This window comes from Mesorhizobium amorphae (assembly GCF_014843845.1).
GTDB classification, from domain to species: Bacteria; Pseudomonadota; Alphaproteobacteria; order Rhizobiales; family Rhizobiaceae; genus Mesorhizobium; species Mesorhizobium amorphae_A.
Genome location: NZ_JHQS01000046.1, coordinates 37,133 through 60,576 on the forward strand (window position 1 = coordinate 37,133; position 23,444 = coordinate 60,576).

The window sequence follows — 23,444 nt, forward strand, 5'->3', positions numbered from 1 at the left end:
CCAATGCCTGACAATCACTCAACCATCACGTCGCCTTTGAGCGGCACCAACGACCCGAAAAGCTGGCTGGCCCAGCACGCGATCAGCGAAGTCGAGTGCCTGGTGCCCGACTTGAACGGCGTGCTGCGCGGCAAGGCCTTGCCGGCAACGAAATTCCTAAAGGCGCTGGAAGATCGTGCGCTCTATCTGCCGAGCAGCGCCTTCCTGGTCAGCATAGACGGCCGCTATTCCGGCTCGATCGACGAGGGTTTTGCTTATCAGGACCCGGACATGCGGATGGTGCCGGATGTTTCCACGCTCTGCCTGGCGCCCGGTGCCGGCGCAGGCAAGGCGCATGTGTTTGCCGATACGTTCCATATGGACGACCGTCCCTGGATGGCCTCGCCGCGTCATGTCTTGCGGGCCGTACTCGATCTCTATCGCCAGCGCGGCTGGCGGGCGGTGGTGGCGCCGGAGCTCGAATTCTATCTCGCCGCGCCCAACCCGGATCCCGACCGGCCGCTGACCGCACCTGTCGGCGGCAATGGCCGCGCCGAGACCGTGCAGCATCCCTATGACATGGCGGCACTCGAAGAATTCGAGCCGGTGATCCGGCGCATCTACGATTACGCCGCGGCGGCCGGCTTGCCGCTCGACACGCTGATCCATGAATCCGGCACCGCCCAGCTCGAGATCAACTTCCTGCATGGCGATGCGCTGCCGCTGGCCGACAAGGTGCTGCTGTTCAAGCGGTTGACGCGTCAGGCGGCGCAGCAATGCGGCATGCATGCCACCTTCATGGCCAAGCCGATCGCCGCACAGGCCGGCAGCTCGATGCATCTGCACATGTCGGTCATCGACGAGGCCGGCAATACGTTGTTTGCCGGCAGCGACGATGCCGACACGGCTATGTTCGGCCATTTCATCGGCGGGCTGCAGAAATATGTCCCCGAAATCATGCCGCTGTTTGCGCCCAACGTGAATTCGTACCGGCGTATCCGGCCGAACCACAGCGCGCCGGCCAACATCGAATGGTCGCACGACAACCGCTCCTGTGGTTTGCGCGTGCCGGCCGGTGGGCGTTCTGCGCGGCGCATAGAAAACCGGCTGCCCGGTGCAGATGCCAATCCCTATCTGGCGATCGCCGGCTCGCTGCTGGCAGGCTATCTCGGCGTCGAGGAGAAGATCGCGCGTTCGGCCGAGGCGTCGGGCAATGCCTACAAGATCAAGAGCACGCTGCCGAAAACCATGGAGGAAGCGCTCGACCGGTTCGCCGCCTGCGAGCCGGTGCGGGCGCTGCTCGGCGAGGACTTCTTCCAGTCCTATCTGCGCGTCAAGAGCGTCGAACTCGATCTGTTCCAGAGCGTCGTGACGAGCTGGGAACGCGACCACCTGCTGCTCAAGGTGTAATGATGGAATTCAATTCCGAGGGTTTCAATTCCGGTTTGGATATCGGCAAATCCTACTATGTCGCCACCGCCAACCCGTCGCCGGATCATCCGGCGCTGCAAGGCGGCGTTGAGGCGGACCTGGTGGTCGTCGGCGGCGGCTGCACCGGCCTGTCGGCGGCGCTTCACGCGGCAGAGCGCGGCCTGAAAGTCGTATTGCTCGAAGGCGGCAAGATCGGCTGGGGCGCATCGGGGCGCAATGGCGGCCAGATGATCCCCGGCCTGCGCAAAGGCGCCAAGGGGCTGGTCAAGGCTTTCGGACCGGAGCGGGCGAAAGCGCTGTTCGATCTCGCCTTTGAAGCGCGGGGGCTGGTGCTCGACATCATCGAGCGCCATGCCATCGCCTGCGATCTCCGGCTGACCGGCCATCTGGTCGGCGCAGTGAACGGCTCTGATCTCAAGGACCTCGAGGAAGAGGCCGAGTGTCTGGCCGGCATGATGAAGTTTCGTGACGTGGAGATTCTGTCGGCGGCAGAGGCGCGCGGCAAGGTCGACACGCCCTATCATGGCGCAATGTACGAGCCGCTTGGCGGCCACATGCATCCGCTCAACTACACGCTCGGCCTCGCCCGAGCCGCGGTCGCGGCCGGCGTCACCATCCACGAGAATTCGGTGGCCGTTCGGCTGGACCGCGAGCCTTCGATACGAGTCTCGACGGCCAAGGGTTCGGTCCGTGCAAAACATGTCGTGCTGGCCGGCGATGCGCTGCTGCATGGGCTCGAGCCACGCGTCAACAGCCGCATCATGCCGGTTGGCAACTACATCGTCGCCACCGAGCCGCTGGAGGACAAGCGCAATGTCATCCCGGCCAATGTCGCCGTGTCCGACACCCGCTTCGTCGTCAACTACTACCGGATGTCGGCGGATGGACGGCTGCTGTTCGGCGGCGGCGAGCGCTACACGCCATCGCCGCCGGCCGACATTGCCGGCTTCGTGCGGCCGCATATGGAAGCCACTTTCCCGCAACTGAAGGGCTGCCGTATCGATCATGCCTGGGGCGGGCTGGTATCGGTGACGACGTCGCGGTTACCGCATGTTGGGCATTATGGCGAGGTCTATTTCGCGCATGGCTATTCGGGCAAGGGCGTGATCCTGTCGACGCTTTCGGGCAAGCTCTTGGCCGAAGCGATCACCGGCGATGCTTCGCGGCTCGACCTGTTCTCGACGCTGACGCCGATGCCATTTCCAGGCGGCACGGCACTGCGCGGTCCGCTCTACGTGCTGGGCATGCTCTGGTACGCGATGCGTGACCGTATCAAGCATTGAACCCTTCATGCGGGCCAGCGCGGCAGACGCTGCGCTGGCCACAGATAATATCGCGCTAGGCAGCATCCCGGTTCGTCAGGGCGATGTGGCAGCAGCCGGAGCCGTGGCCCGGCGTCCATGTGACGTTGTCGAAGCGCACGCCGGTCGCCTCGAACAGGCCGCGGTCGAAGGCGCCGGCGATGCGGCAGAGCGTGGCGAGTTTTTCCTCGCCGACGCCGGCCTCGACCCAGGCGTCCTTCAGCGGGCAGCGCTTCACCTTGAAGGCAATGCGATGTTCACTGCGTTCGACATCGGTCGGATACATGCGGCCGCCATCCGGGCTGATGGCCAGGAAGGCTTCGCCGATCGCCGGCGCGTCGTTGGGGCCGAAATCGGCAAAGGCTGCCGCGGCAACCTCCCGGCCGCGCTGCTCGATGGTGCGGATCATGATCGCCTCGGCGCGCTCTGCTCCCAGTTCAGCCGTCAGTTCGTCGAGGAACAGGCGATAGAGATCGGCCCGATTGCGAAAGGCGAAATCGAGTTCACGTGACAGGTTTTCGGCTCTGGCTGCGGGGTCGGTCATGATGCTGTGGTCCTGTGTAGTTTCGGCGTCGCGGTCACCAGCGCCTTGCCGATTGCGGATTGGGGCGCGCCGATGACGGCGCGGGCATCGCCGCTCTCGGCGATCCGCCCGGCATCGAGGATGACGACGCGATGGGCGATGGCCCTGACGACGCCGAGATCGTGCGAAATGAACAGATAGGCGATCCGTTCCTTGGCCTGCAGGTCGAGCAGCAAATTGAGGATGTCGCCGCGCACGGAAACGTCGAGCGCCGACACCGCTTCGTCGAGGACGATCAGCGATGGGTTTGTGGCGATGGCGCGACCAATGGCGACGCGCTGGCGCTGGCCGCCGGAGATTTCGTGGATGGCGCGGGGCGCAAGATCGGCATTCAGGCCGACGCGCTCGAGCAGGGCGGCGATACGGCGCGGGCGCTCGGTGCGCGATGCGATGCCGTGGATGCGCAAGGCATCGTCGAGCACGCGCGCCACCGTGGCGCGCGGATTGAAGGCGGCGAGCGGATCCTGGAACACCATCTGCAGGCGGGCGCGCCGGGCGCGCAAGGCAGAGCCGCTCAGCGCAAAGAAGTCATCACCTTCGAACTGGATACGACCAGCATCCGGTTCAATCAGCCTGAGCACCAGCCGCGCGATCGTCGACTTGCCGCTACCGGATGGCCCGGCCAGCGCCAGCGTCTCTCCGGGTTCGATCACGAAGGAGACGTCTTCGACGGCGGCGATGGTCTTGCCGCCGCGATGGTATCGTTTGGCGAGGCAGGAGACGGTCAACAGCGGACTGCTCATGCCGATGCTCCGGCGCGCCGCAACATCGGCTCGACGTCGAGGCCGATGTGGGCGTCGAGCAGCGCGCGTGTGTAGGCGTGGCGCGGGGCATCGATGATTTGCTCTGTCGCGCCAATCTCGACCAGTTCGCCGTGGCGGAACACTGCGATGCGGTCGGCAAGTTCGGCGGCCAGCGCGATATCGTGGCTGATGAACAGCAGCGTCATGCCGTCCTCAGCCACCAGTTTCCGGATGAGGGACACGATCTCGGCCTGCACGATGGTGTCCAGCGCGCTGGTCGCCTCGTCGGCGATCAGCAATTTAGGTCCGGCGGCGATGGCGGCGGCGATCGCCACACGCTGCTTCTGGCCGCCGGAGAGCTGGTGCGGAAAGGCGCGGAGGGCGGTGTCGGGGTCTGGCAGGCGGACGCGTTCGAGCAGGTTCCCTGCCTTGGCATAAGCCTGAGGCCAGGCGAGGCCGAGATGCGTGCGTGCGACTTCGGCGATCTGCTTGCCGACTGGCATGACGGGATCGAGGCTGGCCGATGGATCCTGGAAGACGAAGCCGATGTCGCGGCCGCCGAGGGGGGCGAATTTAGGTTCGGTAGTGACGGTTTCGGACCTAGGTCGGCGTTCTGTCACACCCCCCTCTGTCCTGCCGGACATCTCCCCCGCAAGGGGGGAGATTGCGCTCTCATTTCCACTTTCGCCAATCGCCAGAGTTGGAGGAAAAGGGCCGGCGGTGAAGCTGCCAATCTCCCCCCTTGCGGGGGAGATGTCCGGCAGGACAGAGGGGGGTGCCTTGGCGCCCAACGTTAATGGCTGCCGCAAGAACCAATCGATGCGACCGCCAATTCTGGCGGAAGCCGGCAGCAGCCCGGCAATCGCCAGTGCCAGCGTGCTCTTGCCCGAACCACTCTCGCCGATGATCGCGAGCCGCTCACCCTCTGCGATGTCGAGGTTGATATTCTTCAGCGCCGCCACCTCGCGCCCGTCGCGGCGATAAGCCACCGTCAGATCGCGGATCGAGAGCAGCGCCGTCATGACAGGCTCCTGCGTACCGCCGTCGTCTCGACGACACCTTCACCGGCGAGATAGACGCCGAGCACAGTCAGCACCAGTGCCACGCCCGGGATGATCGACAGGAAGGGCGCGGTGCGCAGCACTGTGCGGCCTTCGGCGATCATGCCGCCCCAGGTGACGCGGTTGGGGTCGCCGAGCCCGAGAAACGAGAGGGCTGCCTCGGTGAGAATGGCGGCGGCGACGATCACCGACGACAGCGCCAGCACCGGCGGCAGAGCATTGGGCAGCACCTCGCGAAAGGCGATCTCAAGGGGATGCATGCCGATGACGCGGGCGCCGGCGACATAGTCGCGCTCGCGAATGGACAGCACCTCGGCGCGCGCCACCCGCGCCGGCCCGGTCCAGGCGCCGAGCGCGATGGCCATGACGACGACGCCGAGCGATGGCCCGACGACGCTGACGAAAGCCAGGGCCAGCAGGAAGCCCGGCACGGTCTGGAAAGCGTCGGTGATGCGCATCAGCACTTCGTCGACGAGGCCGCCGGCGAAGCCGGCCAGCGTGCCGACGATCGCACCTATGACAAGCGCCGCAGTGGCCGCAGCCAATCCGACCGCCAGCGAGGTACGCGAGCCGTGGAACAGTTCGGCCAGTACGTCGCGGCCGAGCCGGTCGGTGCCGAGCGGCAGCGACCAGTCCTGGAAAGGCGGCAGCAGCGCCGGCCCGGCAATGGCTTGCGGATCACCGGGAAAAAGCAGCGAAGCCGAGAGCGCCATGGCAAACAGCGCCGCCAGGATGATCGCGCCGGCGATCGCCTCGGGCGTGCGAAGGAAACGCCGGAGCACGCTCACGCGCCAGCCTCACTGGCGCCGACGCGCGGATCGAGGAAGGCGTAGGCGACGTCGACGAGAAGGTTGATGACGATGACGAGAACTGCGCTGGTGAGAATAATCCCGAGCAGCAGCGGCGTGTCGCGCCCAGCGACGGCTTCCTGCGCCAGTCGGCCGAGGCCTGGCACGGCAAAGACGCTTTCGATGACGACGCTGCCGCCGAGCATCTGCGCCGACTGCAAACCGAGCATAGTGACCAGAGGCAGCAGCGCGTTGCGGGCGACGTGAGCGAGCACGATGCGGCGGCGCGACAGGCCCCTGGAGCGGGCGGCAAGGACAAAATCCTGCCGCCATGCCTCGGCCATGCCGGCCCGCATCATGCGCAGGTAAAGCGCGAGATAGATGAAGCCAAGGGCGGACACCGGCAGGACGAGATGGGTGGCGATGTCGGCGGCGCGGGCAAGGCCGGTCTTGTCCGACGCCAGGCTCTCGATGCCTCCGATCGGCAACCAGCGCAGGTCGACGGCGAAGATCACGATCAGCACCAGGCCGAGCCAGAAGCCGGGCACGGCATAGAGCGCCAGCGAGCCGATCGACAGGAAACGATCGCGAAAGCTGCCGGGTTTTGCACCGGCATAGATGCCAAGTGCCGAGCCGAGGCCGAAGGAGAGCGCGGTGGCGCTGCCCATCAGGATAAGCGTTGTCGGCAGGCGCTCGAGGATGATTTCGCGGATCGGCCTGGAGAAGGTGACGGAGTGGCCGAGGTCGAGATGGAGCAGCGCCCAGAGATAATTGGCGAGCCGCGTCAGTTCAGACTGGTCAAGGCCCCAGCGGTGGCGCAGCAGTTCGATCATGCCGGCATCGCCGCCGGTCGAGACGATATAGGCGTCGACCGCATCGCCGGGTGCGGCTTCGAGAAGAAGAAAGGTGCCGATGATGACGATCAGCAGCACGAAGATGCTGCCGACGAGACGGCGGCGCAGGAGGATGAGGGCGCGGGTCATGGCGGCCTCGGGTAGGTGAGGCGACAGAATGAAATGTCGCGCTTGAACACCCCGCTCTGTCCTGCCGGACATCTCCCCCTCAAGGGGGGAGATTGGAAGTCATTGGCGATTTCGCCAATCTTCAATGTCGCAGGAAAATATGCCGACGTTGCGGCCAGCCAATCTCCCCCCTTGAGGGGGAGATGTCCGGTAGGACAGAGGGGGGCCTCGTAGAACTCTACGTCTACGACGATTTCGCCGCGAACTCTCATCCGCGGAATACTGTCACGATTCCAAATACGTGTCCGCCCAGTTCGACACCGCCCAGCGCGGGTTGTTGGCTATATTCCCGACCGTATCGCGTGCGACGCTGATGAAACTCCATTCGGCGACGTTGATCAGCGGCAGGTCGGCAGCGACCTTCTTCTGGAACTCCTTGTAGAGTTCGGTACGCGCGGCTGTATCGAGCGTCTCGGAGGCCTTGGCGATGAGGGCGTCCAGTTCCTCGTTCTTGTAGCCGCCCTGGTTGGAGAACGGTACGCCGTCCGGGATGCCGCTCTGCACCAGGATGGTGGTCGAGATCGCCGGATCGCCGCGGAACACCGGCGGGCCGACGGCAAGGTCGAAGGCGTGGTCGGTGTAGACGGCCTTGATGTGCGCGGGCGAGTCGTTGTTGACCAACTCGGCATCGATGCCGACGGCGGCGAGCGCCTGGCGCAGATAGTCGCCGAACTGCTTGGTCTCGTTGAAATAGGGCGCCGGCAAAAGTTTCAGCGAAAAGCGGTTGCCGTCGGGGCCTTTCTTGTAGCCGGCCTCGTCGAGCAAGGCATTGGCCTTGGTGACGTCGAATGCATAGGTCGGCACGTCGGCGGTGTAGAATTGCGGATCGTTCTTCGGCACCGGGCCGGTGGCGGTGGCAGCATAACCGAGGAACACCGTCTTGACGACGAAATCCTTGTCGATTGCATGCGCGATCGCCTGGCGCACTTTCACATCGGCCAGTTCCTTGCGGCGATGGTTGATCTCGACGACGAGCTGGTAGGTCAGCCCCTCATAGCCCTTGGTGATGACCTTGAGGCCCGGCACCTTGGAGATGCGGTCGAGGTCGGCCAGCGGCACGGCGGAGAAAGCGGCGAGCTGGATTTCTTCCGCCTCGAGCGCGGCGGCCGCCGAGGTGCGATCCGGCAGCACCTGGTAGACGATCTCGTCGAGCCAGGGCTCGTCCTTGCCCCAATAATCGGTGTTCTTCGCCAGCCGGTAGTACTGGCCGGCCTTGTACTCAGCGAACTTGAACGGGCCGGTGCCGACCGGCGCGTTGTTGGCCGGGTTCTCCTCGATCTTGCCGGTCTCGTAGACGTGCTTCGGCACCACGCTGCTTAGCGCCGGCAGGGCGTTGCGGATCAGCTGGAACGGCGTCGGCTTGGCGAATTTGAACACGGCGGTGAGATCGTCAGGCGTGTCGATGGCGGCGAGATCCTTGAACACGGTGCGGCCGAGGTTCTGCAGCGGCTTCCAGATCTGCAGCGCCGAAAAGGCGACGTCGGCCGACGTGAAGGGCTTGCCGTCATGCCATATGACACCGTCGCGCAGCTTGAAGGTCACCGACAGGCCGTCGGCAGCGCCTTCCCAGCTGAGTGCCAGACGCGGCTGCAGCCCATCCTTGCCGTCGAAGGAGGCCTCGGCCAGCGTCTCGACGACCTTGCTGGAAATGAAGAAGACGCCGTTGGAGGCAACGATGGCCGGGTTGAGGTTGCGCGGCTCGGAATCGGCGGCGACGACCAGCCGTCCACCCTTCTTCGGCGTCTGCGCCCAGCCGATCACCGGCATCGCGGTGGAGGCGAGCAGCGCCGCCGAACCGGCAAGCATCGTGCGCCTGGAAATGGTGAAACCTGACATGATCGACCTCCGTCCTCTCCGCACCCTTCCGGATGCGACAATCCCTTCGACGCCAACGGGCCCGCGAGCATCTTTGCGGCGGTGATTATGGCCCTTGCCGAGGGTTTCGCCAGAGAGGGAATTGGCGCATTCTGGCGTGGCTTTGAAATTTCCGTCCGCTGGACCACTTATCCGCTGGCGGTCCCGTTTCGCCAATCTGGTAAGACCAGAACTGGCCATACGGCGTTCTGGAATGGCAATCTATGACCATTTCTGCAAGGAGCCCGATTTCTGGCTGGACCAGTGCGGCGATAATAGTGCAGATTTGACCGACAGCCAGACGATCAGCGACCTGCGCAGCCGGCAAGCCGGTCCGACCGGCCGGCACATTCAGGGAGAGAACAATGAACATCGCCCCGGGCAAGATCGGCACCATTCCGTTCGACCAGGCGAGGCTCGATGGGTTGATGGAAGAAGCCGGCATCGACGTGCTGCTCGCCACCTCCAAGCACAACACGCAGTACCTGCTCGGCGGCTACAAGTTCATCTTCTTCGCCGCCATGGATGCGATCGGCCACAGCCGCTATCTGCCGATCGTCGTCTACGAGAAGGGCGGGCCGGACCATGCCGCCTATATCGGCAACCGCATGGAGGGCGCCGAGCACCAGAACAACCCGCTCTGGACGCCGACGCTGCATGCCGCCTGCTGGGGCACGCTCGATGCCGCCAATCTGGCTGTCGAGCATGTGCACAAGATTGGTAAGGCAGGGGCGCGCATCGGCATCGAGCCAGCTTTCCTGCCGTCGGATGCCTATACGCTGATCCGTAAAACATTGCCGGATGCAAAGCTGGTCGACGCGACCGACATGCTGGAGCGCATGCGCGCCATCAAGACGGAGGCGGAGCTGGAGAAGCTGCGCATCGCCTCCGAGCTGATCACGGATTCCATGCTGGCAACGATTGGCTGGGCGCGCGAGGGCACGACCAAGACCGAGATCATCGAGCAACTGCGGCGCGAGGAGACCAACCGCGGCGCGCATTTCGAATATTGCCTGCTGACGCTCGGCTCCAGCCACAACCGGGCTTCCTCACCGCAGGCGTGGAAAAAGGGCGGGGTGCTATCGATCGATTCCGGCGGCAATTATCACGGCTATATCGGCGACCTCTGCCGCATGGGCATTCTGGGCGAACCGGACGCCGAGCTGGAGGATCTGCTGGCCGAAGTCGAGACGGTGCAGCAGGCGGCTTTCTCCAAGGTCAGAGCCGGCACGCTCGGCGGCGACATGATTTCTCATGCGGAGGGCGTGCTGAAGGCATCGAAGGTTGCGCCCTATACCGATTTCTTTGCGCACGGCATGGGGCTTATCACGCATGAGGCGCCGTTCCTGATGACCAATCATCCAGTCACCTATGAAGGCACCTATGCCGCAAAGCCGCTGGAGAAGAACATGGTGCTGTCGGTCGAGACGACCATGCTTCATCCGACACGGGGGTTCATCAAGCTGGAGGATACGCTGACGGTGACAGACAGCGGTTACGTGATGTTCGGCGATCGGGGTCGGGGCTGGAACAGGGGTGGTGCTTGAATCACGGACGACCGGCGCTGCCCCTCATCCGCCTGCCGGCACCTTCTCCCCGTATAGTGACGGGGAGAAGAGGGCAGCCGCACCCTCGGCGCCTATTTTTCGAGGTTGAAAACTAGCGAAAGCGTTCTTGAAGGCGTCTTTCTCCCCGTCACTATACGGGGAGAAATGTCCGGCAGGACAATGAGGGGCGGCGCTACCCGAGAACAAGTTCATGACTGCCCGGCGGCAGCAGCCTGAAATCCGGCAAGTCGCGCAGCGCCAGTTCAGGCCCAGCCGGCGAATAGACGACGAAGAGCTGCATCGGTCCGTCGCCGGTGTTGAGCGTCGAATGGAAGCGGCTCTCCGGCACGTAGATGGTGCAGCCGGGGCCGACCTTGGCGACCACCGGATTGCCTTGCTCGTCCTCGACCATCTGCTCGCCATGGCCGGAGATGACGAAGATGATTTCCTCGGCGCCGGGATGGTTGTGGCGGGTGTGGCCTTTGCCGGACGGCAGGTCGACGACGCCGCCCGAGAAACGCTCCGCGCCGTTCACTTCCGGCGCAACCGTCAATGCCAGCCGCCCCCAGTCGAAGCCGAAGGCGCTCACGTCCTGCGGGTATACGAACACCTTGCCCTTGTCGGCCATCGTCTCATCCCTTCCTTTTCCTCGCGGTCGCCTTCTGGCCGCCGATCGCGACGGCCTTGAAATCCGCGGTCTGCCTGGCGATCGCGGCCTCCGCCGGAAGCCGTTCCATCGAGCTGGCACCGTAAAAGCCGTGCAGCCCTTCGCACCTCTCGAGAATATAACGGGCATCGTCCGGCATCGAGATCGGCCCGCCATGGCAAAGCAGGATGACATCCTTGCGCACCGAACGAGCTGCGGCTGCGATGGCGTCGATCTCCTTCACGCAGTCGTCGAGCGACTTCGCCGAGGTGGCGCCGATCGAGCCGCCGGTGGTGACGCCCATATGGGCGACGACGATGTCGGCGCCGGCTTTTGTCATGGCGCGCGCTTCATCGGGGCTGAAGACGTAAGGCGTGGTCAAGAGATCGAGCTTGTGCGCCTCGGCGATCATCTCGACCTCGAGCCCGAAGCCCATGCCGGTCTCCTCGAAGCTTTGCCGCATCTGGCCATCGAACAGGCCGATGGTGGGAAAGTTCTGCACGCCCGAAAAGCCCATCGCCTTCAGCTCGGCCAGGAGCAGCGGCATGATGACGAAGGGGTCGGTGCCGTTGACGCCGGCCAGCACCGGCGTCTTCTTCACCACCGGCAGCACCTCGTAGGCCATTTCCTTGACGATCTCGTTGGCGTTGCCATAGGCGAGCAGGCCGGCGGCCGAGCCGCGCCCGGCCATGCGGTAACGGCCGGAATTGTAGATGATGATGAGGTCGATGCCGCCGGCCTCCTCGGCCTTGGCCGACAGGCCGGTGCCGGCGCCGCCGCCGACGATCGGCACGCCGTCGGCGATCATCTTGCGGAACTTTTCCAGGATTTTCTTGCGCGGTATGGCGGTCATGCTGGTCAGGTCTCACTTGCTGGCGATGTCAAGGAAGGCCGCAGTGGCGGCCTTGGCGAATTCCGGATCGTTGATGTGCAGCGGCAGGCGGGTCACGCGCCGCGTTGGGGTCGGCTTGATCGTGCGCTCGATGGCTTCGAACAGCGCGGCGTCGGCCTCCGGATCGAAGAAGGCGCCGCCTTCGATGTCGAGCGCCGAGACGCCCTTTTCGGGGATCAGGAAATGGACCGGACCCTGGCAACGGCTCAATCTGTCGCCGATCCATTGGCCGATCCTGCGGCATTCGTCCGCCGTCGTGCGCATCAGCGTCACATTGGAATTGTGTTCGTAGAACCGCCGTCCGCGATAGCGCTCGGGAATGGTCGGCGGCGCCCAGAAATTGACCATGTCGAGTGCGCCCACCGAGCCGACATAGGGCGGCTTCGTGCGAGCAATGGCGCCGAAGCGATCTTCGGTCGCCGGCAGTACGCCGCCGAACAGCAGGTCGCAAACCTCGGTGGTGGTGATGTCGATGACGCCGGCGAGCAGGCCAGAGTCGGCGAGCTTCTCCATGGTGCGGCCGCCAGTACCGGTGGCGTGGAAGACCATGCAGTCGTAGGTGGCGCGCAACTGATCGGCGATGGCTGTCACGCAAGGCGTGGTGACGCCGAACATGGTCAGGCCCAGCGATGGCTTGCCGTCGGCCGACGGCGCGGGCCTCGCTGCCATGCCGGCAATGGCCTGGGCGGCATTGTGCAGCACGATCCGTGACAGCCGGTTGAGACCCGCCATGTCGGTGACGGACGGCATCATGACGATGTCGGAGACGTCGACATAGGGCGCGGTGTCACCGGACGCGAGCGTCGAGACCATGATCTTGGGCAGGCCGAGCGGCAGGGTGCGCATGCCAGAGGTGATGATCGAGGTGCCGCCGCCACCGCCAATGCCGATCATGCCTGATATGTCGGTGCGCGACTGCGCGAATAGGGCGAAGGCAGCGGCCATCGCCGCCACCGACCTGCCGCGGTCGTCGATGCCCAGCACGGCATTGCGGCCCTCGGGATGGTGGCCCGCAACTTCCTCCGCGGGAACATCGACCGGCACGGTTGCGGCGCCTGTTCCGATATCGACACGGGTGACGGCGGCTCCGGTGGCGGCGATCGTGTCGGCCAGGAAGGCAAGTTCTTCGCCCTTGGTGTCGGCGGTGCCCACCACATAGATGCGCTTCATCGCGTTTCCCCGGTCCTGGCGTGCCCGGCGTCGTCGCCTGCCACTCTCTGCAAGCCGCTCGGCAGCGCCAAGGCCATTGCATTTTTTTGAGACGCGCGTATCGTATTGACATGAATGTCTCACGTCAACAAGCCGCAATGAACGATGACGCCGAGCGAGGGGTAAGCCAGGCGGCCGAACGCGGAGCGCGTGCCCGCACCAGACGGCTGATGCTGGAGACGGCGACGCGGCTGATGCAGGCCGGCGCCACGCCCTCGGTCAGCGAAGTGGCGGAAGCAGCCGAAGTGTCGCGCGCGACCGCCTATCGCTATTTTCCGAGCCAGGCGGCACTGGTGCAGGCGGTGGTCGACGAAGGGCTCGGTCCGATCCTGACATGGCATTCGACTTCCGCCGATCCGGAGCGCCGGGTCGCCGAATTGTTCGGTGCAGCGATGCCGCGCATCGAGGTCTTCGAGGCGACATTCAAGGCGGCGCTAAAACTGTCGCTCGAACAGTGGGCTCAGCGGCAGGCGGGTACGCTGGGCGGCGAGCCGCAATTTACCCGCGGCCATCGCGTCGAGCTTTTGAAGGACGCGATCGCTCCCCTCAAGGGCCAATTGCCGCCGCGCGAATTCAAGCGCCTGGCGCAGGCGCTGTCGCTGATGTTCGGTGTCGAGGCGCTGATTGTGCTGAAGGACATTTGGGGACTCGACAGCCGCAAGACGATGTCGGTGACGCAATGGGCGGCCGGCGCCCTAGTGCGGGCAGCGGTGGCGGAATCGGTGAACGATGGAGGTGGGATCGCGCGGGCGGCGGTCGCCAAATAAACGCGAATCTGGTTCGACCAGATAGGGAAGCCAGCTACACATAGTAATTGTGCTGACACAACCAAAACAAGACCCTTATGTATCAAGGAGTAGGAAAATTAAAGTAAAACAGGCAGATACCGCTACAAATGGCTTGTCGAGCCGCTGCTGATCGCAGAAGAAAGAGCTTGACGTGCATTTGAAATTGGTAATACCAGATCAGGACCGATAAAGCGGATCGAAAGTGAGGGCTGCGATCCATTTTCCGGCCGGGCGAGGAGGCCCAGAACCGGAAATGTGCCACCACGGGAGGAACTACCAGGGCCGGCCTCGCTGCCGGCTCGCATGACACGGTAGAATGCGCACAAGGGAGGAAATCATTATGCGCAAGACAATGACCAGCCTGCTTGCTGGTATCGGCTTAGTGCTCGCCTGCGGAACGTCCGTCTACGCGCAGGAGAAGGAACTCACCATCTTCTGGGCGGAATGGGATCCGGCCAACTATCTGCAGGAACTCGGCAACGAGTACGAGAAGGAAACGGGCGTCAAGATCACGGTGGAAACCACGCCCTGGCCCGACTTCCAGACCAAGGCCTTCACCGAGTTCAACGCCCATGGCGACGCCTATGATATGGTCGTCGGCGACTCGCAATGGCTCGGTGCCGGTTCGACCGGTGGCCACTATGTCGACCTGACCGACTTCTTCAACAAGCACAAGCTGGGCGAGGTGATGGCGCCGGCCACGGTGAAGTACTATGCCGAATATCCGGGCGGCAGCAGCAAGTACTGGGCCATTCCGCTCGAAGGCGACGCCGTCGGCTGGTCCTATCGCAAGGACTGGTTCGAAGACCCCAAGGAAAAGGAAGCCTTCAAGGCCAAATATGGCTACGATCTCGACGTGCCGAAGGATTTCAAGGCGCTGCGAGACATCGCCGAATTCTTCCACCGGCCGGATCAGAAACGTTACGGCATCGCCATCTACACCGACAATTCGTATGACGCGATGGCAATGGGCTTCGAAAACGCGCTGTTCTCCTTTGGCGGCGAGCTGGGTGACTATAAGACCTACAAGGTCGATGGCTTCATCAACTCCGACAAGGCGATCGCGGCGCTCGACGCCTACAAGGAACTCTACACGTTCACGCCTCCGGGCTGGGCGAAGTCGTTCTTCGTCGAGGACAACCAGGCGATCACCGAAAACCTGGCCGCGATGAGCATGAACTACTTCGCGTTCTTTCCCTCGCTGATCAACGAGGCGTCGAACCCGAACGCCAAGAACACCGGCTTCTTCGCCAATCCTGCCGGACCTGACGGCGACCAGTTCGCCGCCCTTGGCGGTCAGGGCATCTCCATCGTTTCCTACTCGCAGAAGCAGGAAGAGGCGGTGAAGTTCCTCGAATGGTTCATCAAGGACGAGACCCAGAAGAAGTGGGCAGCGCTTGGCGGCTACACCTGCAGCGCAGCCGTGCTCAAGTCGGAGGAATTCCAGAACGCCACACCTTACAACAAGGCCTTCTACGAGACCATGTTCAAGGTGAAGGACTTCTGGGCGGTGCCTGAATACGCAGAACTGCTGCAGCAGCTCAACCAGCGCATCTACCCCTACGTGATCGGCGGACCTGGAACCGCCAAGGAAACGCTGGACGCGCTGGCCGCCGACTGGAACGCGACCTTCAAGAAATACGGCCGCGGCCAATAAAAGTCATGCCTGACGGAGGAGGCCTTCGCGCCTCCTCCGTTTGTCTTTTAAGAATCTGGAGCAGGGTTTTGGCGACCACGATGATCACGACGCTGGACAGGTCCTCCCGGGCCGCTGCCCGCGGCCTCAGCGACATTTCGATCCGCAATCTCTTCATCATCCCGACGATCCTGTTCTTGATCGTCTTCAACATCTTCCCGCTGATCTATTCGCTGGGCTATTCCTTCACCGATTTCCGCGCCTCGACCAATGCGCCGGCGAATTTCATCGGGCTGCAAAATTATCGCGACCTGCTCAACGATCCCTACGTCTGGTCGAACTTCGCCATCACCGCGAAATACGTCATCATCTCGGTCGCCGGGCAGCTGCTCGTCGGTTTCGGCGTCGCCATGCTACTCAACCGCGACATTCCGCTGAAGGGATTGCTGACGACGCTGCTCCTGCTGCCGATGATGCTGTCGATGGCGGTGGTCGGCCTGTTCTGGAAGCTGCTCTACGACCCCTCCTTCGGCATCATCAACTACGCGCTCGGCCTCGGCACCTTCGAATGGCTGTCGGATCCGAACATGGCGCTTTATGCGGTGGCGCTGACCGACATCTGGATGTGGTCGCCCTTCGTCATGCTCTTGTCGCTGGCCGGTCTCTCGGCGGTGCCGAAGCATCTCTACGAAGCCGCCGCCATCGATCGTGCCGGGCCGTTCTACACCTTCTTCCGCATCACGCTGCCGCTGGTCGCGCCGATCCTGATGATCGCGGTCATCTTTCGCACCATGGAAGCGTTCAAGACCTTCGACCTTGCCTACATCCTGACCAGCCAGCCGACGGCCGAACTGATCTCGATCCGGCTCTACAAGATGGCGTTCCAGGAATGGCAGACCGGGCGCTCCTGCGCGATGGCCTACATCGTGCTGATCATGGTGCTGGCGATCACCAACATCTATGTGAAGTACCTCAACAAGGTGAAGGAGCGCTGAGATGGCCGCCGTCCGCACTTCTTCCGAAATCGGCTTCAACCGTGCGGCAATCGTCGCGGTGCTGGTGGTGACGATCATCTTCCTGGCGCCGATCTACTGGATCGCCTCGACGGCGTTCAAGCCGCGCAATCTCGCGACGACCATCCCGCCGACGGTGGTGTTCCAGCCGGAAATCTCGCCCTTCGTCAAGCTGTTCGCCAAGCGTTCGCAACTGCGTAGTCCGCCGACGCCGGAAGAGTATGCGGCGGCTCCGTGGTGGGAACGCGTCGTCTTCAATGGCGGCGAAAAAATCGTTCGCGACGGCAAGGGCGAGGTGCAGTGGTCGGGCTATCCGAGCCGGTTCATGAACTCGCTGATCGTCGCCATCACCTCGACGGTGCTGGCCGTCGGCATGGGCACCTTCACCGCCTACGGGTTTTCGCGCTTCAGGGTGAAGGGGGAGGCGGACCTGCTGTTCTTCATCCTGTCGACGCGCATGCTGCCGCCGGTGGTGGTCGCCATCCCGATGTTCCTGATGTACCGGGCAGTCGGCCTCAACGATTCCCACCTCGGCCTGATTATCCTCTACACCGCCTTCAACCTGTCCTTCTCGGTCTGGCTGATGAAAGGGTTCATGGACGAGATCCCGAAGGAATATGAGGAGGCGGCGCTGGTCGACGGCTACACGCGCATGGAAGCCTTCTTCAAGATCGTGCTACCCGAGGCAGCAACCGGCATCGCCGCGACCGCCGTCTTCTGCTTTATCACGGCGTGGAACGAATATGCCTTTGCGCTGATCATGACCAGCCGCCGTGCCCAGACAGCACCGCCGTTCATCCCCAGCCAGGTCGGTTCCGGCCTGCCGGACTGGACGGTGATCGCTGCTGGAACCTTCCTGTTCCTGCTGCCGGTCGCGATCTTCACCTTCCTGCTTCGCAACCATCTGTTGCGCGGCATGTCGTTCGGAGCGATCCGCAAATGAGCTTTCGCGCCATCAACCAGAAATACCTGGAACCCGGCTCGCAGATATTGATGGTGCTCGGCATCATCGCCCTCTGCCAGCCCTGGAACATGCTGCTGCACAGCTATGGCGTGACCATCATCCTGATCGGGCTGATCGGCTTCAACATCACGTCGAAGATCGCGCCGGAGGAAGAGGCCGGCACCGGTCATGGCGCAGATGCGCAGGCGCGAAATCCGGGAGCACAGCATTGACCCAGATCGAGCTTCGCGGCGTGCAGAAATATTTCGGCGCCGTCCAGGTCATCAAGGACCTCAACCTCAAGATCGACGACAACGAGTTCATCGTGTTGCTCGGCCAGTCCGGCTGCGGCAAGACGACGACGCTGCGCGCGATTGCCGGGCTGGAGACGATCGACGGCGGCGATATCCTGATCGACGGCAAGCCGGTGCAGCATCTCAAGGCTGCCGACCGCGACATCGCCATGGTGTTCCAGTCGTTCTCGCTCTATCCGCATATGAGCGTCTACGAGAACATCGCCTTTCCACTGCGCGCGACGCGCAAGAGCAAGGCCGAGATCGACCAGGAAGTGCGCTCGGTCGCCAAGACGCTGCAGATCACGGACTTGCTGGCGAAGAAGCCGTCGGCGCTGTCGGGCGGCGACATGCAGCGCGTCGCCATCGGCCGTGCGCTGGTGCGGCGTCCCAAGGCGATGCTGATGGACGAGCCGATCGGCGCGCTCGATGCCAAGCTGCGCGAGGAGATGCGGGCCGAGATCAAGCGGCTGCACATTAAGCAGGGCTCGACCAGCATCTATGTCACGCACGACCAGATCGAGGCGATGAGCCTCGCCGACCGTATCGTCATCATGCATGAGGGCGTGCTGCAGCAGGTCGGCTCGCCGGACGACGTCTATTCGCATCCGGCCAATCTGTTCGTGGCGCAGTTCGTCGGCAGCCCGGTGATGAACGTCGCCGAGGCGTCGGTCACCGAGAAGGCCTCGGCCGCCTCGGTCACGGTCGGTGACGCGACCACCGGCTTCGAGTTCCCGCGCGCGCTTCTGTCGAAGCTCAACGGTCATGCCGGCGGCAAGCTGGCGCTCGGCATCCGGCCGGAAGGGGTCATCGTGCGCCATGAGGCGGCGGACGGCTTCCTGCCGGTCGAGACGCAGATCGTCGAGCCGCTCGGATCCTTCGACATCGTCGACATCAAGGTCGGCTCCAGGATGCTGCGCGCGCGCACCAAGAGCGGCTTCGTCAGCGGGCCGGGCGAAAAGGTCTTCGCCAGGATCGATCCGGCGCAGGCGCATTTTTTCGACGTGGCGAGCGGCAGGTCGCTCGGAGTGAGACTCTGATGGCCCACATCCAGCTGAAAAACATCTCGAAGAGCTTCGGCAATCACACTGCGCTCATCGGGCTCAATCTGGAGATCGCCGACGGCGAGTTCTTCGTGCTGCTCGGCGAGACCGGCGCTGGCAAGACGACGACGTTGCGGATGATCGCGGGTCTCGAGAAGCCGAGCGAGGGGCAAGTCTTCATCGACGGTGTCGACGTTGCCGACTGGGGCGCCGCCGAGCGCGACGTGGCGCTGGTGCTGCAGCAATATTCGCTCTATCCGCGCTACACGGTTCGCGAGAACCTCGAATTCCCGCTGAAGCCGAAGATCCGTCGGCTGCCCGACGCCGAGATCAAGGATCGCGTCGACCGCGCGGCCAGGACGTTGCGCATCGAGCATCTGCTTGACCGCAAGACCGACCGGCTCTCGGGTGGCGAGATGCAGCGCGTCTCCATCGGCCGCGCCATCGTGCGCAAGCCGCGCGTATTCCTGATGGACGAGCCGCTGTCGGCGCTCGACGCCAAATTACGCGAGGCGTTGCGCACCGAGTTGAAGAATTTGCAGATGCAACTCGGCGCCACCTTCCTGTTCGTCACCCACGACCAGATCGAGGCAATGTCGATGGGCGACAAGGTCGGCGTGCTCAACCATGGCCGCATCGTCCAGACCGGGACGCCGCAGGAGATCTACAACAACCCGCGCGACACCTATGTGGCGAGCTTTGTCGGTTCGCCGCCGATGAACCTCATCGACGGCAGGCTGGTCGACAACCGCGCAGTGATGGCGCCAATGAATTTCGAACTGCCGTTCTCAGGGGGAGCCAGGACTTCTTGGGGGTTAGACACGGGCGGTGCGACCGACGGTCGCCCGCTCGTCTTCGGCATCCGTCCCGAGGACGTCTATCTGGAGAGCGGGGCGCCGGTCGAGGCGCGTGTCCATGATGTCGAGAACCATGGCGTCGAAAAAATCCTGACGCTCAGGGTCGGCGACACCATGCTGCGCGCCACGGTACCGGCGAGGACTGATGTCGAGATCGAGCAGCCGGTGCGCTTTGCCTGGAACCCGGACAAGGTGGTGCTGTTCGACAAGGGCAGTGGCGTGAGCCTGCGTCACGCCAGTTAGCAGCGAGCTTTTGCGCGAAGGCTTCGCAAAGAACCGCTGGCGCTATTTCGGGAAGTAGGTCTCGTAAGGCGTGTCGTTGATCAGCAGGATCACGCATTCAGTGTCCGACAGGCAGGCGTCGTCATGCATCTCATTGGCCTTCTGCGTCCAATAGGATCCTGGAGGCAACTCAACCTTGGTCGCTTCGCCGCCGTCCATCTGCCAATGCGCCCAGAGCCCCTTTATGACGACCGCGCGATAGTCCGCTGTGTGCGCGTGAACGGGCGCGCGCCAGTTGCCGGGAACCTTGAGCAAAGTCCCCGCCGGGCCTTTGGCCCGTTCGCCCCATAGCGGCCCGAGCCGATGCGGCTGGTCAGGCACTTCGGCGACATAGGGAATCTTTTCGGCAGGCAGGTAGCTGTCTTCAAGGGCAAATGCCCGTCCCGGAATGAAGGACAGAGCGGCGAGGGCAAACAATACAGAACGTCTGGCCATAGCGGGTTCCTCCGTCGGCCAGATTATTCCCGGGACGTCGCCGGGCAATGACGCTCCGTCCAAAAGGCTTGGCAATTCCTCCAGGGCAGGGGGCGGCTCCGCCGCTTCTAGGACTCGTCGTCGCTGCTGCCGGTGTTGCGCAGATGGCTCGGCGCCACGCCCATCACCCGCTTGAAGGCGCGGCTGAAGGAGGCTTCCGAATCGTAGCCCAGTTTCGCCGCGGCGACGGATACCCTCATGCCATCGCGGGCCAGCCATTGCCGTGCCTGGTGCATGCGCACGCGCAGGACATATTTGGCCGGCGTCTCGCCGACCACGGTGGCGAAGCGTTGGGCGAAGGCGGAGCGCGAGGCCCCCATCATCCGTGCGAGCGCCTCGACCGTCCAATCCTGGTTCGGCTGCAGGTGAATAGCGGCCAGCACCTTGCCGACATCCGGGTTCCTGACCGCGGCGATCCATCCGGTGGCGTCGCCGCAGCCGTTCTCGACCCAAGAGCGGATGATCGTGGCGGCAAGCACATCGGCAAGGCGCGCCAGGATGCCGCCGGAGCCAACCCGGTCCATCGTCACCTCGCCCGCCATGGCGTCGAGCAGATGCTGGATGCCCGGCGCATTCGCCATCAGCTCATGCGCGCGCATCAGGTCGGGCATCATGTCCAGAAGCGGATGCGATCCATCGAGGTTGAAATGCATGCTGCCGCAAAACAGCAAGGTCTTGGGGCCGCGACACTCGTTGGAGACGTCGTAGATGTTCTCGCAAACCGGTTCGATGCTGTAGCGGCCGATCGGCACGGCGGGCACCCCCGGCGCGCTGGCCAGAACGTGCTCGTCGCCGCGCGGGATCAGCAGCGCATCGCCCACCGTCAGCTCGATCCATTCCTTCGCCGGCGAGAACAGCCAGCAGCCCTGCTGGCCGATGAAGTGGAAGCGCGCAGCCTTCTGCGCCGGAAAGGAAACCGCCCACGGCTCACCGAGGACGCAGCGGCCATAGTCGACGCCATCGAGCCGCAAGCCGCGCAGCATGTCGCTCAGCGGATCGCCGGAACCTGGTAACGTCGATTTGGACGAATTGTAATTCATTCCGGTGTTTCTAGCATGGAAACTCCAGACAGTCACTCCCATGTTGCAGTGCAGCCAATGGTGCGCCGCAACCAGACCGGAGATCCATCATGACCGAGCCCGCCGCAGGCGTCATCGACGCTACTGCTCTCGACTCTTCCGAAACCGAGGAACGATCCGAACCGGCGTGGGGCGCGGTGGTGTCGCTGGCGCTCGGCGTGTTCGGCCTGGTGACCGCCGAATTCCTGCCCGCCAGCCTGCTGACGCGGCTGGCGCAGGATCTCGGCATCACCGAGGGTGCGGCCGGGCAGGCGGTGACGGCGACGGCCGTCGTCGGGGCGATCGCGGCGCCGACCATGGCCATCGTCACCAAGCGGCTCGACCGCAGGCTGGTCATGTGGGGGCTGACGGTGCTGCTGATCGTCTCGAACCTGCTCGCCGCCTTCGCGTCGTCGCTTCCTGTGCTGCTTGCGGCCCGCGTCGTTCTTGGCGTCGCCCTCGGCGGCTTCTGGTCGATGTCGGCGGCGATGGCGATGCGGCTGGTGCCGATGCGACTGATGCCGCGCGCCATGTCGATCATCCTCACCGGCGTTTCGGTCGCCACCGTCACCGCGGCCCCGGTCGGCGCCTATGTCGGTGATGTCTGGGGCTGGCGGACCGCCTTCATGATCGCGGCGATCGTCGGCGCGCTGGCGCTCTTGGTGCAGATCGCAACGCTTCCGAAGTTGCCGCCGGCCGGCGTGGCAAGCTTCGGCACCTTGCTGGAGGTGCTGAAGCGGCCGATGATCAGGGTGGCCTTGCTGGTCGTGCTGCTGGTCGCTTCGGGACACTTTGCCGGCTTCACCTATGTGCGCCCGTATCTAGAGCAGGTTCCCGTCCTGCCGATCGAAACGATCTCGCTCGTGCTTCTGGCCTACGGCATCGGCGGCTTCTTCGGCAATTTCGCCGGCGGCTTCATGGCCGAGCGCAGCCTCAAGGCGGCGGTCGGCCTGGCGCCCCTGCTCATCGCACTGTCGGCCCTGGTGTTACTCACGCTCGGCGCCTCGCCGGTGATGGCGGCAATCGCGGTCGCCGCCTGGGGCTTTGCCTTCGGCGCGGTGCCGGTCGGCTTGCAGACCTGGCTGGTGCGCGCCGCACCCGACCAGGCCGAGAGCGCCGGCGGGCTGATGGTGGCGACGTTCCAGGTGGCGATCGCGCTGGGCGCCGTCTTCGGCGGATTGCTGGTCGATCACGCCGGCGTCGCCAGCGCCTTTGCCTATTGCGGAACGGCGACGATGCTGGCGGCCCTGGTGGCCTTCCTGCTCGGCCCGAAGCGCGTAAGCTAGGTCAACTGTCGACGCTCGACGCCTTCCACCATCGATCGGCCCGATACCCGGCTACGGGTTTCGGGCTGAAATCGCCGCCACGAAACGCTTCAGGCTGTGCTCGACATAGGCGGTCAGCTCCCTATCGGGGTCAAAGCTCCACCACAGCAGCGAGCCCTGCCAGTGCGACGCCATCAGCAGGCCGATATCCCCGGGCATGTCGGGCACATCGGCGAAGCAGCCGGCGAGCGCCTTGCTGAGCACCGCCTTCCAGGCGGCGCCGCGCGCCCGCAGCACGGGATCGCGCAGATCCTCGCGCAGGACGAGCAGACCTTCAGCACAGGATTCGATATCGCCGTAGTCCTCGGACAAGGCGACCAGCAACTGGATGGCCCCGGCCGGAGTTTTGGGAGCCGAGCCGGCAAGCTCCTCGGTTTTCCGGTCGAGCCCATCCCAGGCGTAAAGCAGGGTGCGTTGCTTCAGCTGTGCCTTGCTCTTGAAGCGCTGCACCAGCGTCGCCCCCGAAAGACCGCATGCCCGTGCCAGTCGCTCGAAAGTCAGCGCTTCCGGGCCATCGGCATGGATCAGCCGGTACGCGGCCTCCAGCACCTGCTCGTCGGGTTGGGTTTTTGGCCGGGTCATCTTGACATCCATTCATTAACGAATGATCATTTATAAATGATTGGCGAAGCGAAAGCCAGTCCGGTTTGTTTCGATGAGTCGTTTTTTGGGAGGG

23 protein-coding genes are annotated in these 23,444 nt (G+C 64.0%); 11 read left to right on the plus strand and 12 right to left on the minus strand.

All coding sequences use genetic code 11. The features are described from left to right. Positions 1 to 3: 3 nt before the first annotated feature. Together DH08_RS17815 and DH08_RS17820 are read left to right on the plus strand one after the other, a co-directional pair. Complete coding sequence (locus tag DH08_RS17815) at positions 4 to 1,389, plus strand: glutamine synthetase family protein (RefSeq protein ID WP_192180568.1); 1,386 nt, start codon at positions 4 to 6, stop codon at positions 1,387 to 1,389. Then, entirely contained in the window at positions 1,389 to 2,693 is a 1,305-nt protein-coding gene (locus tag DH08_RS17820; RefSeq protein WP_192180569.1) for an NAD(P)/FAD-dependent oxidoreductase, read from the plus strand. Before DH08_RS17815 ends, DH08_RS17820 begins: the two co-directional genes overlap by 1 nt. A 55-nt stretch (positions 2,694 to 2,748) precedes the next feature. Here the strand turns inward: DH08_RS17820 and DH08_RS17825 are convergent, their stop codons facing one another. The 6 genes from DH08_RS17825 to DH08_RS17850 all read right to left on the minus strand — a co-directional run bounded on the left by DH08_RS17825 (position 2,749) and on the right by DH08_RS17850 (position 8,744). Then, positions 2,749 to 3,255, minus strand: a complete 507-nt coding sequence (locus DH08_RS17825; RefSeq protein WP_192180570.1) for an L-2-amino-thiazoline-4-carboxylic acid hydrolase — start codon at positions 3,253 to 3,255, stop codon at positions 2,749 to 2,751. Further along, positions 3,252 to 4,037, minus strand: a complete 786-nt coding sequence (locus DH08_RS17830) for an ATP-binding cassette domain-containing protein (RefSeq protein WP_192180571.1) — start codon at positions 4,035 to 4,037, stop codon at positions 3,252 to 3,254. Before DH08_RS17830 ends, DH08_RS17825 begins: the two co-directional genes overlap by 4 nt. Then, positions 4,034 to 5,059 carry an ABC transporter ATP-binding protein gene (locus tag DH08_RS17835; protein ID WP_192180572.1) on the minus strand — a complete coding sequence of 342 codons (1,026 nt, stop codon included), beginning with the start codon at positions 5,057 to 5,059 and terminating at the stop codon, positions 4,034 to 4,036. The genes DH08_RS17830 and DH08_RS17835 overlap by 4 nt, the downstream gene beginning before the upstream one ends. Beyond that, positions 5,056 to 5,886 (minus strand): ABC transporter permease subunit, encoded by an 831-nt coding sequence (locus DH08_RS17840; RefSeq protein ID WP_192180573.1) that lies wholly within the window; start codon positions 5,884 to 5,886, stop codon positions 5,056 to 5,058. The genes DH08_RS17835 and DH08_RS17840 overlap by 4 nt, the downstream gene beginning before the upstream one ends. Then, positions 5,883 to 6,869, minus strand: coding sequence for an ABC transporter permease (locus DH08_RS17845; RefSeq protein ID WP_192180574.1), 987 nt, complete (start codon positions 6,867 to 6,869; stop codon positions 5,883 to 5,885). The genes DH08_RS17840 and DH08_RS17845 overlap by 4 nt, the downstream gene beginning before the upstream one ends. 264 nt (positions 6,870 to 7,133) lie before the next feature. Then, positions 7,134 to 8,744, minus strand: coding sequence for an ABC transporter substrate-binding protein (locus DH08_RS17850; RefSeq protein WP_192180575.1), 1,611 nt, complete (start codon positions 8,742 to 8,744; stop codon positions 7,134 to 7,136). Between the two features lie 383 nt (positions 8,745 to 9,127). Here DH08_RS17850 and DH08_RS17855 point away from each other — a divergent pair, with 383 nt between their 5' ends. Continuing rightward, positions 9,128 to 10,309: a M24 family metallopeptidase gene (locus tag DH08_RS17855; protein ID WP_192180576.1), complete on the plus strand. Its 1,182-nt coding sequence runs from the start codon at positions 9,128 to 9,130 to the stop codon at positions 10,307 to 10,309. 193 nt (positions 10,310 to 10,502) lie between these two features. Here the strand turns inward: DH08_RS17855 and DH08_RS17860 are convergent, their stop codons facing one another. Genes DH08_RS17860 through DH08_RS17870 form a run of 3 tightly spaced genes read right to left on the minus strand, consistent with a single transcriptional unit; the run spans position 10,503 to position 13,017 of the window. Next, the gene (locus DH08_RS17860) at positions 10,503 to 10,937 is read right to left on the minus strand and encodes a cupin domain-containing protein (RefSeq protein ID WP_192180577.1); all 435 of its coding nucleotides are present in this window, start codon (positions 10,935 to 10,937) and stop codon (positions 10,503 to 10,505) included. 4 nt (positions 10,938 to 10,941) lie between these two features. After that, on the minus strand, positions 10,942 to 11,808 hold the full coding sequence (locus DH08_RS17865) for a phosphoenolpyruvate hydrolase family protein (RefSeq protein ID WP_192180578.1): 867 nt from the start codon (positions 11,806 to 11,808) through the stop codon (positions 10,942 to 10,944). A 12-nt stretch (positions 11,809 to 11,820) separates the two neighbouring features. Continuing rightward, positions 11,821 to 13,017 carry a Tm-1-like ATP-binding domain-containing protein gene (locus DH08_RS17870; RefSeq protein WP_192180579.1) on the minus strand — a complete coding sequence of 399 codons (1,197 nt, stop codon included), beginning with the start codon at positions 13,015 to 13,017 and terminating at the stop codon, positions 11,821 to 11,823. A gap of 110 nt (positions 13,018 to 13,127) precedes the next feature. Between DH08_RS17870 and DH08_RS17875 the strand changes: the two genes are divergently transcribed. The 7 genes from DH08_RS17875 to DH08_RS17905 all read left to right on the plus strand — a co-directional run bounded on the left by DH08_RS17875 (position 13,128) and on the right by DH08_RS17905 (position 19,872). Next, positions 13,128 to 13,823, plus strand: a complete 696-nt coding sequence (locus DH08_RS17875; RefSeq protein ID WP_192180580.1) for a TetR/AcrR family transcriptional regulator — start codon at positions 13,128 to 13,130, stop codon at positions 13,821 to 13,823. A gap of 361 nt (positions 13,824 to 14,184) precedes the next feature. After that, positions 14,185 to 15,501, plus strand: a complete 1,317-nt coding sequence (locus DH08_RS17880) for an ABC transporter substrate-binding protein (protein WP_192180581.1) — start codon at positions 14,185 to 14,187, stop codon at positions 15,499 to 15,501. Positions 15,502 to 15,569: 68 nt separating this feature from the next. Continuing rightward, complete coding sequence (locus DH08_RS17885; RefSeq protein WP_006200308.1) at positions 15,570 to 16,475, plus strand: carbohydrate ABC transporter permease; 906 nt, start codon at positions 15,570 to 15,572, stop codon at positions 16,473 to 16,475. 1 nt (position 16,476) lies between these two features. Next, complete coding sequence (locus tag DH08_RS17890; RefSeq protein ID WP_006200307.1) at positions 16,477 to 17,436, plus strand: carbohydrate ABC transporter permease; 960 nt, start codon at positions 16,477 to 16,479, stop codon at positions 17,434 to 17,436. Then, positions 17,433 to 17,669, plus strand: a complete 237-nt coding sequence (locus DH08_RS17895; protein ID WP_120013877.1) for a hypothetical protein — start codon at positions 17,433 to 17,435, stop codon at positions 17,667 to 17,669. Before DH08_RS17890 ends, DH08_RS17895 begins: the two co-directional genes overlap by 4 nt. After that, on the plus strand, positions 17,666 to 18,769 hold the full coding sequence (locus DH08_RS17900) for an ABC transporter ATP-binding protein (protein ID WP_192180582.1): 1,104 nt from the start codon (positions 17,666 to 17,668) through the stop codon (positions 18,767 to 18,769). The genes DH08_RS17895 and DH08_RS17900 overlap by 4 nt, the downstream gene beginning before the upstream one ends. After that, positions 18,769 to 19,872, plus strand: coding sequence for an ABC transporter ATP-binding protein (locus tag DH08_RS17905; RefSeq protein WP_192180583.1), 1,104 nt, complete (start codon positions 18,769 to 18,771; stop codon positions 19,870 to 19,872). Before DH08_RS17900 ends, DH08_RS17905 begins: the two co-directional genes overlap by 1 nt. A 42-nt stretch (positions 19,873 to 19,914) precedes the next feature. Here DH08_RS17905 and DH08_RS17910 read toward each other — a convergent pair whose 3' ends face one another. Together DH08_RS17910 and DH08_RS17915 are read right to left on the minus strand one after the other, a co-directional pair. Continuing rightward, positions 19,915 to 20,346, minus strand: a complete 432-nt coding sequence (locus DH08_RS17910; protein WP_192180584.1) for a DUF4437 domain-containing protein — start codon at positions 20,344 to 20,346, stop codon at positions 19,915 to 19,917. Positions 20,347 to 20,453: 107 nt separating this feature from the next. Beyond that, on the minus strand, positions 20,454 to 21,425 hold the full coding sequence (locus DH08_RS17915; protein WP_192180585.1) for an AraC family transcriptional regulator: 972 nt from the start codon (positions 21,423 to 21,425) through the stop codon (positions 20,454 to 20,456). Positions 21,426 to 21,514: 89 nt separating this feature from the next. On the opposite strand from DH08_RS17915, the gene DH08_RS17920 reads away from it, so the two are divergent. After that, positions 21,515 to 22,729: an MFS transporter gene (locus tag DH08_RS17920; RefSeq protein WP_192180586.1), complete on the plus strand. Its 1,215-nt coding sequence runs from the start codon at positions 21,515 to 21,517 to the stop codon at positions 22,727 to 22,729. 51 nt (positions 22,730 to 22,780) lie between these two features. On the opposite strand, the gene DH08_RS17925 is transcribed toward DH08_RS17920, so the two are convergent. Further along, positions 22,781 to 23,350, minus strand: a complete 570-nt coding sequence (locus tag DH08_RS17925) for a TetR/AcrR family transcriptional regulator (protein ID WP_192180587.1) — start codon at positions 23,348 to 23,350, stop codon at positions 22,781 to 22,783. Positions 23,351 to 23,444: the final 94 nt, after the last annotated feature.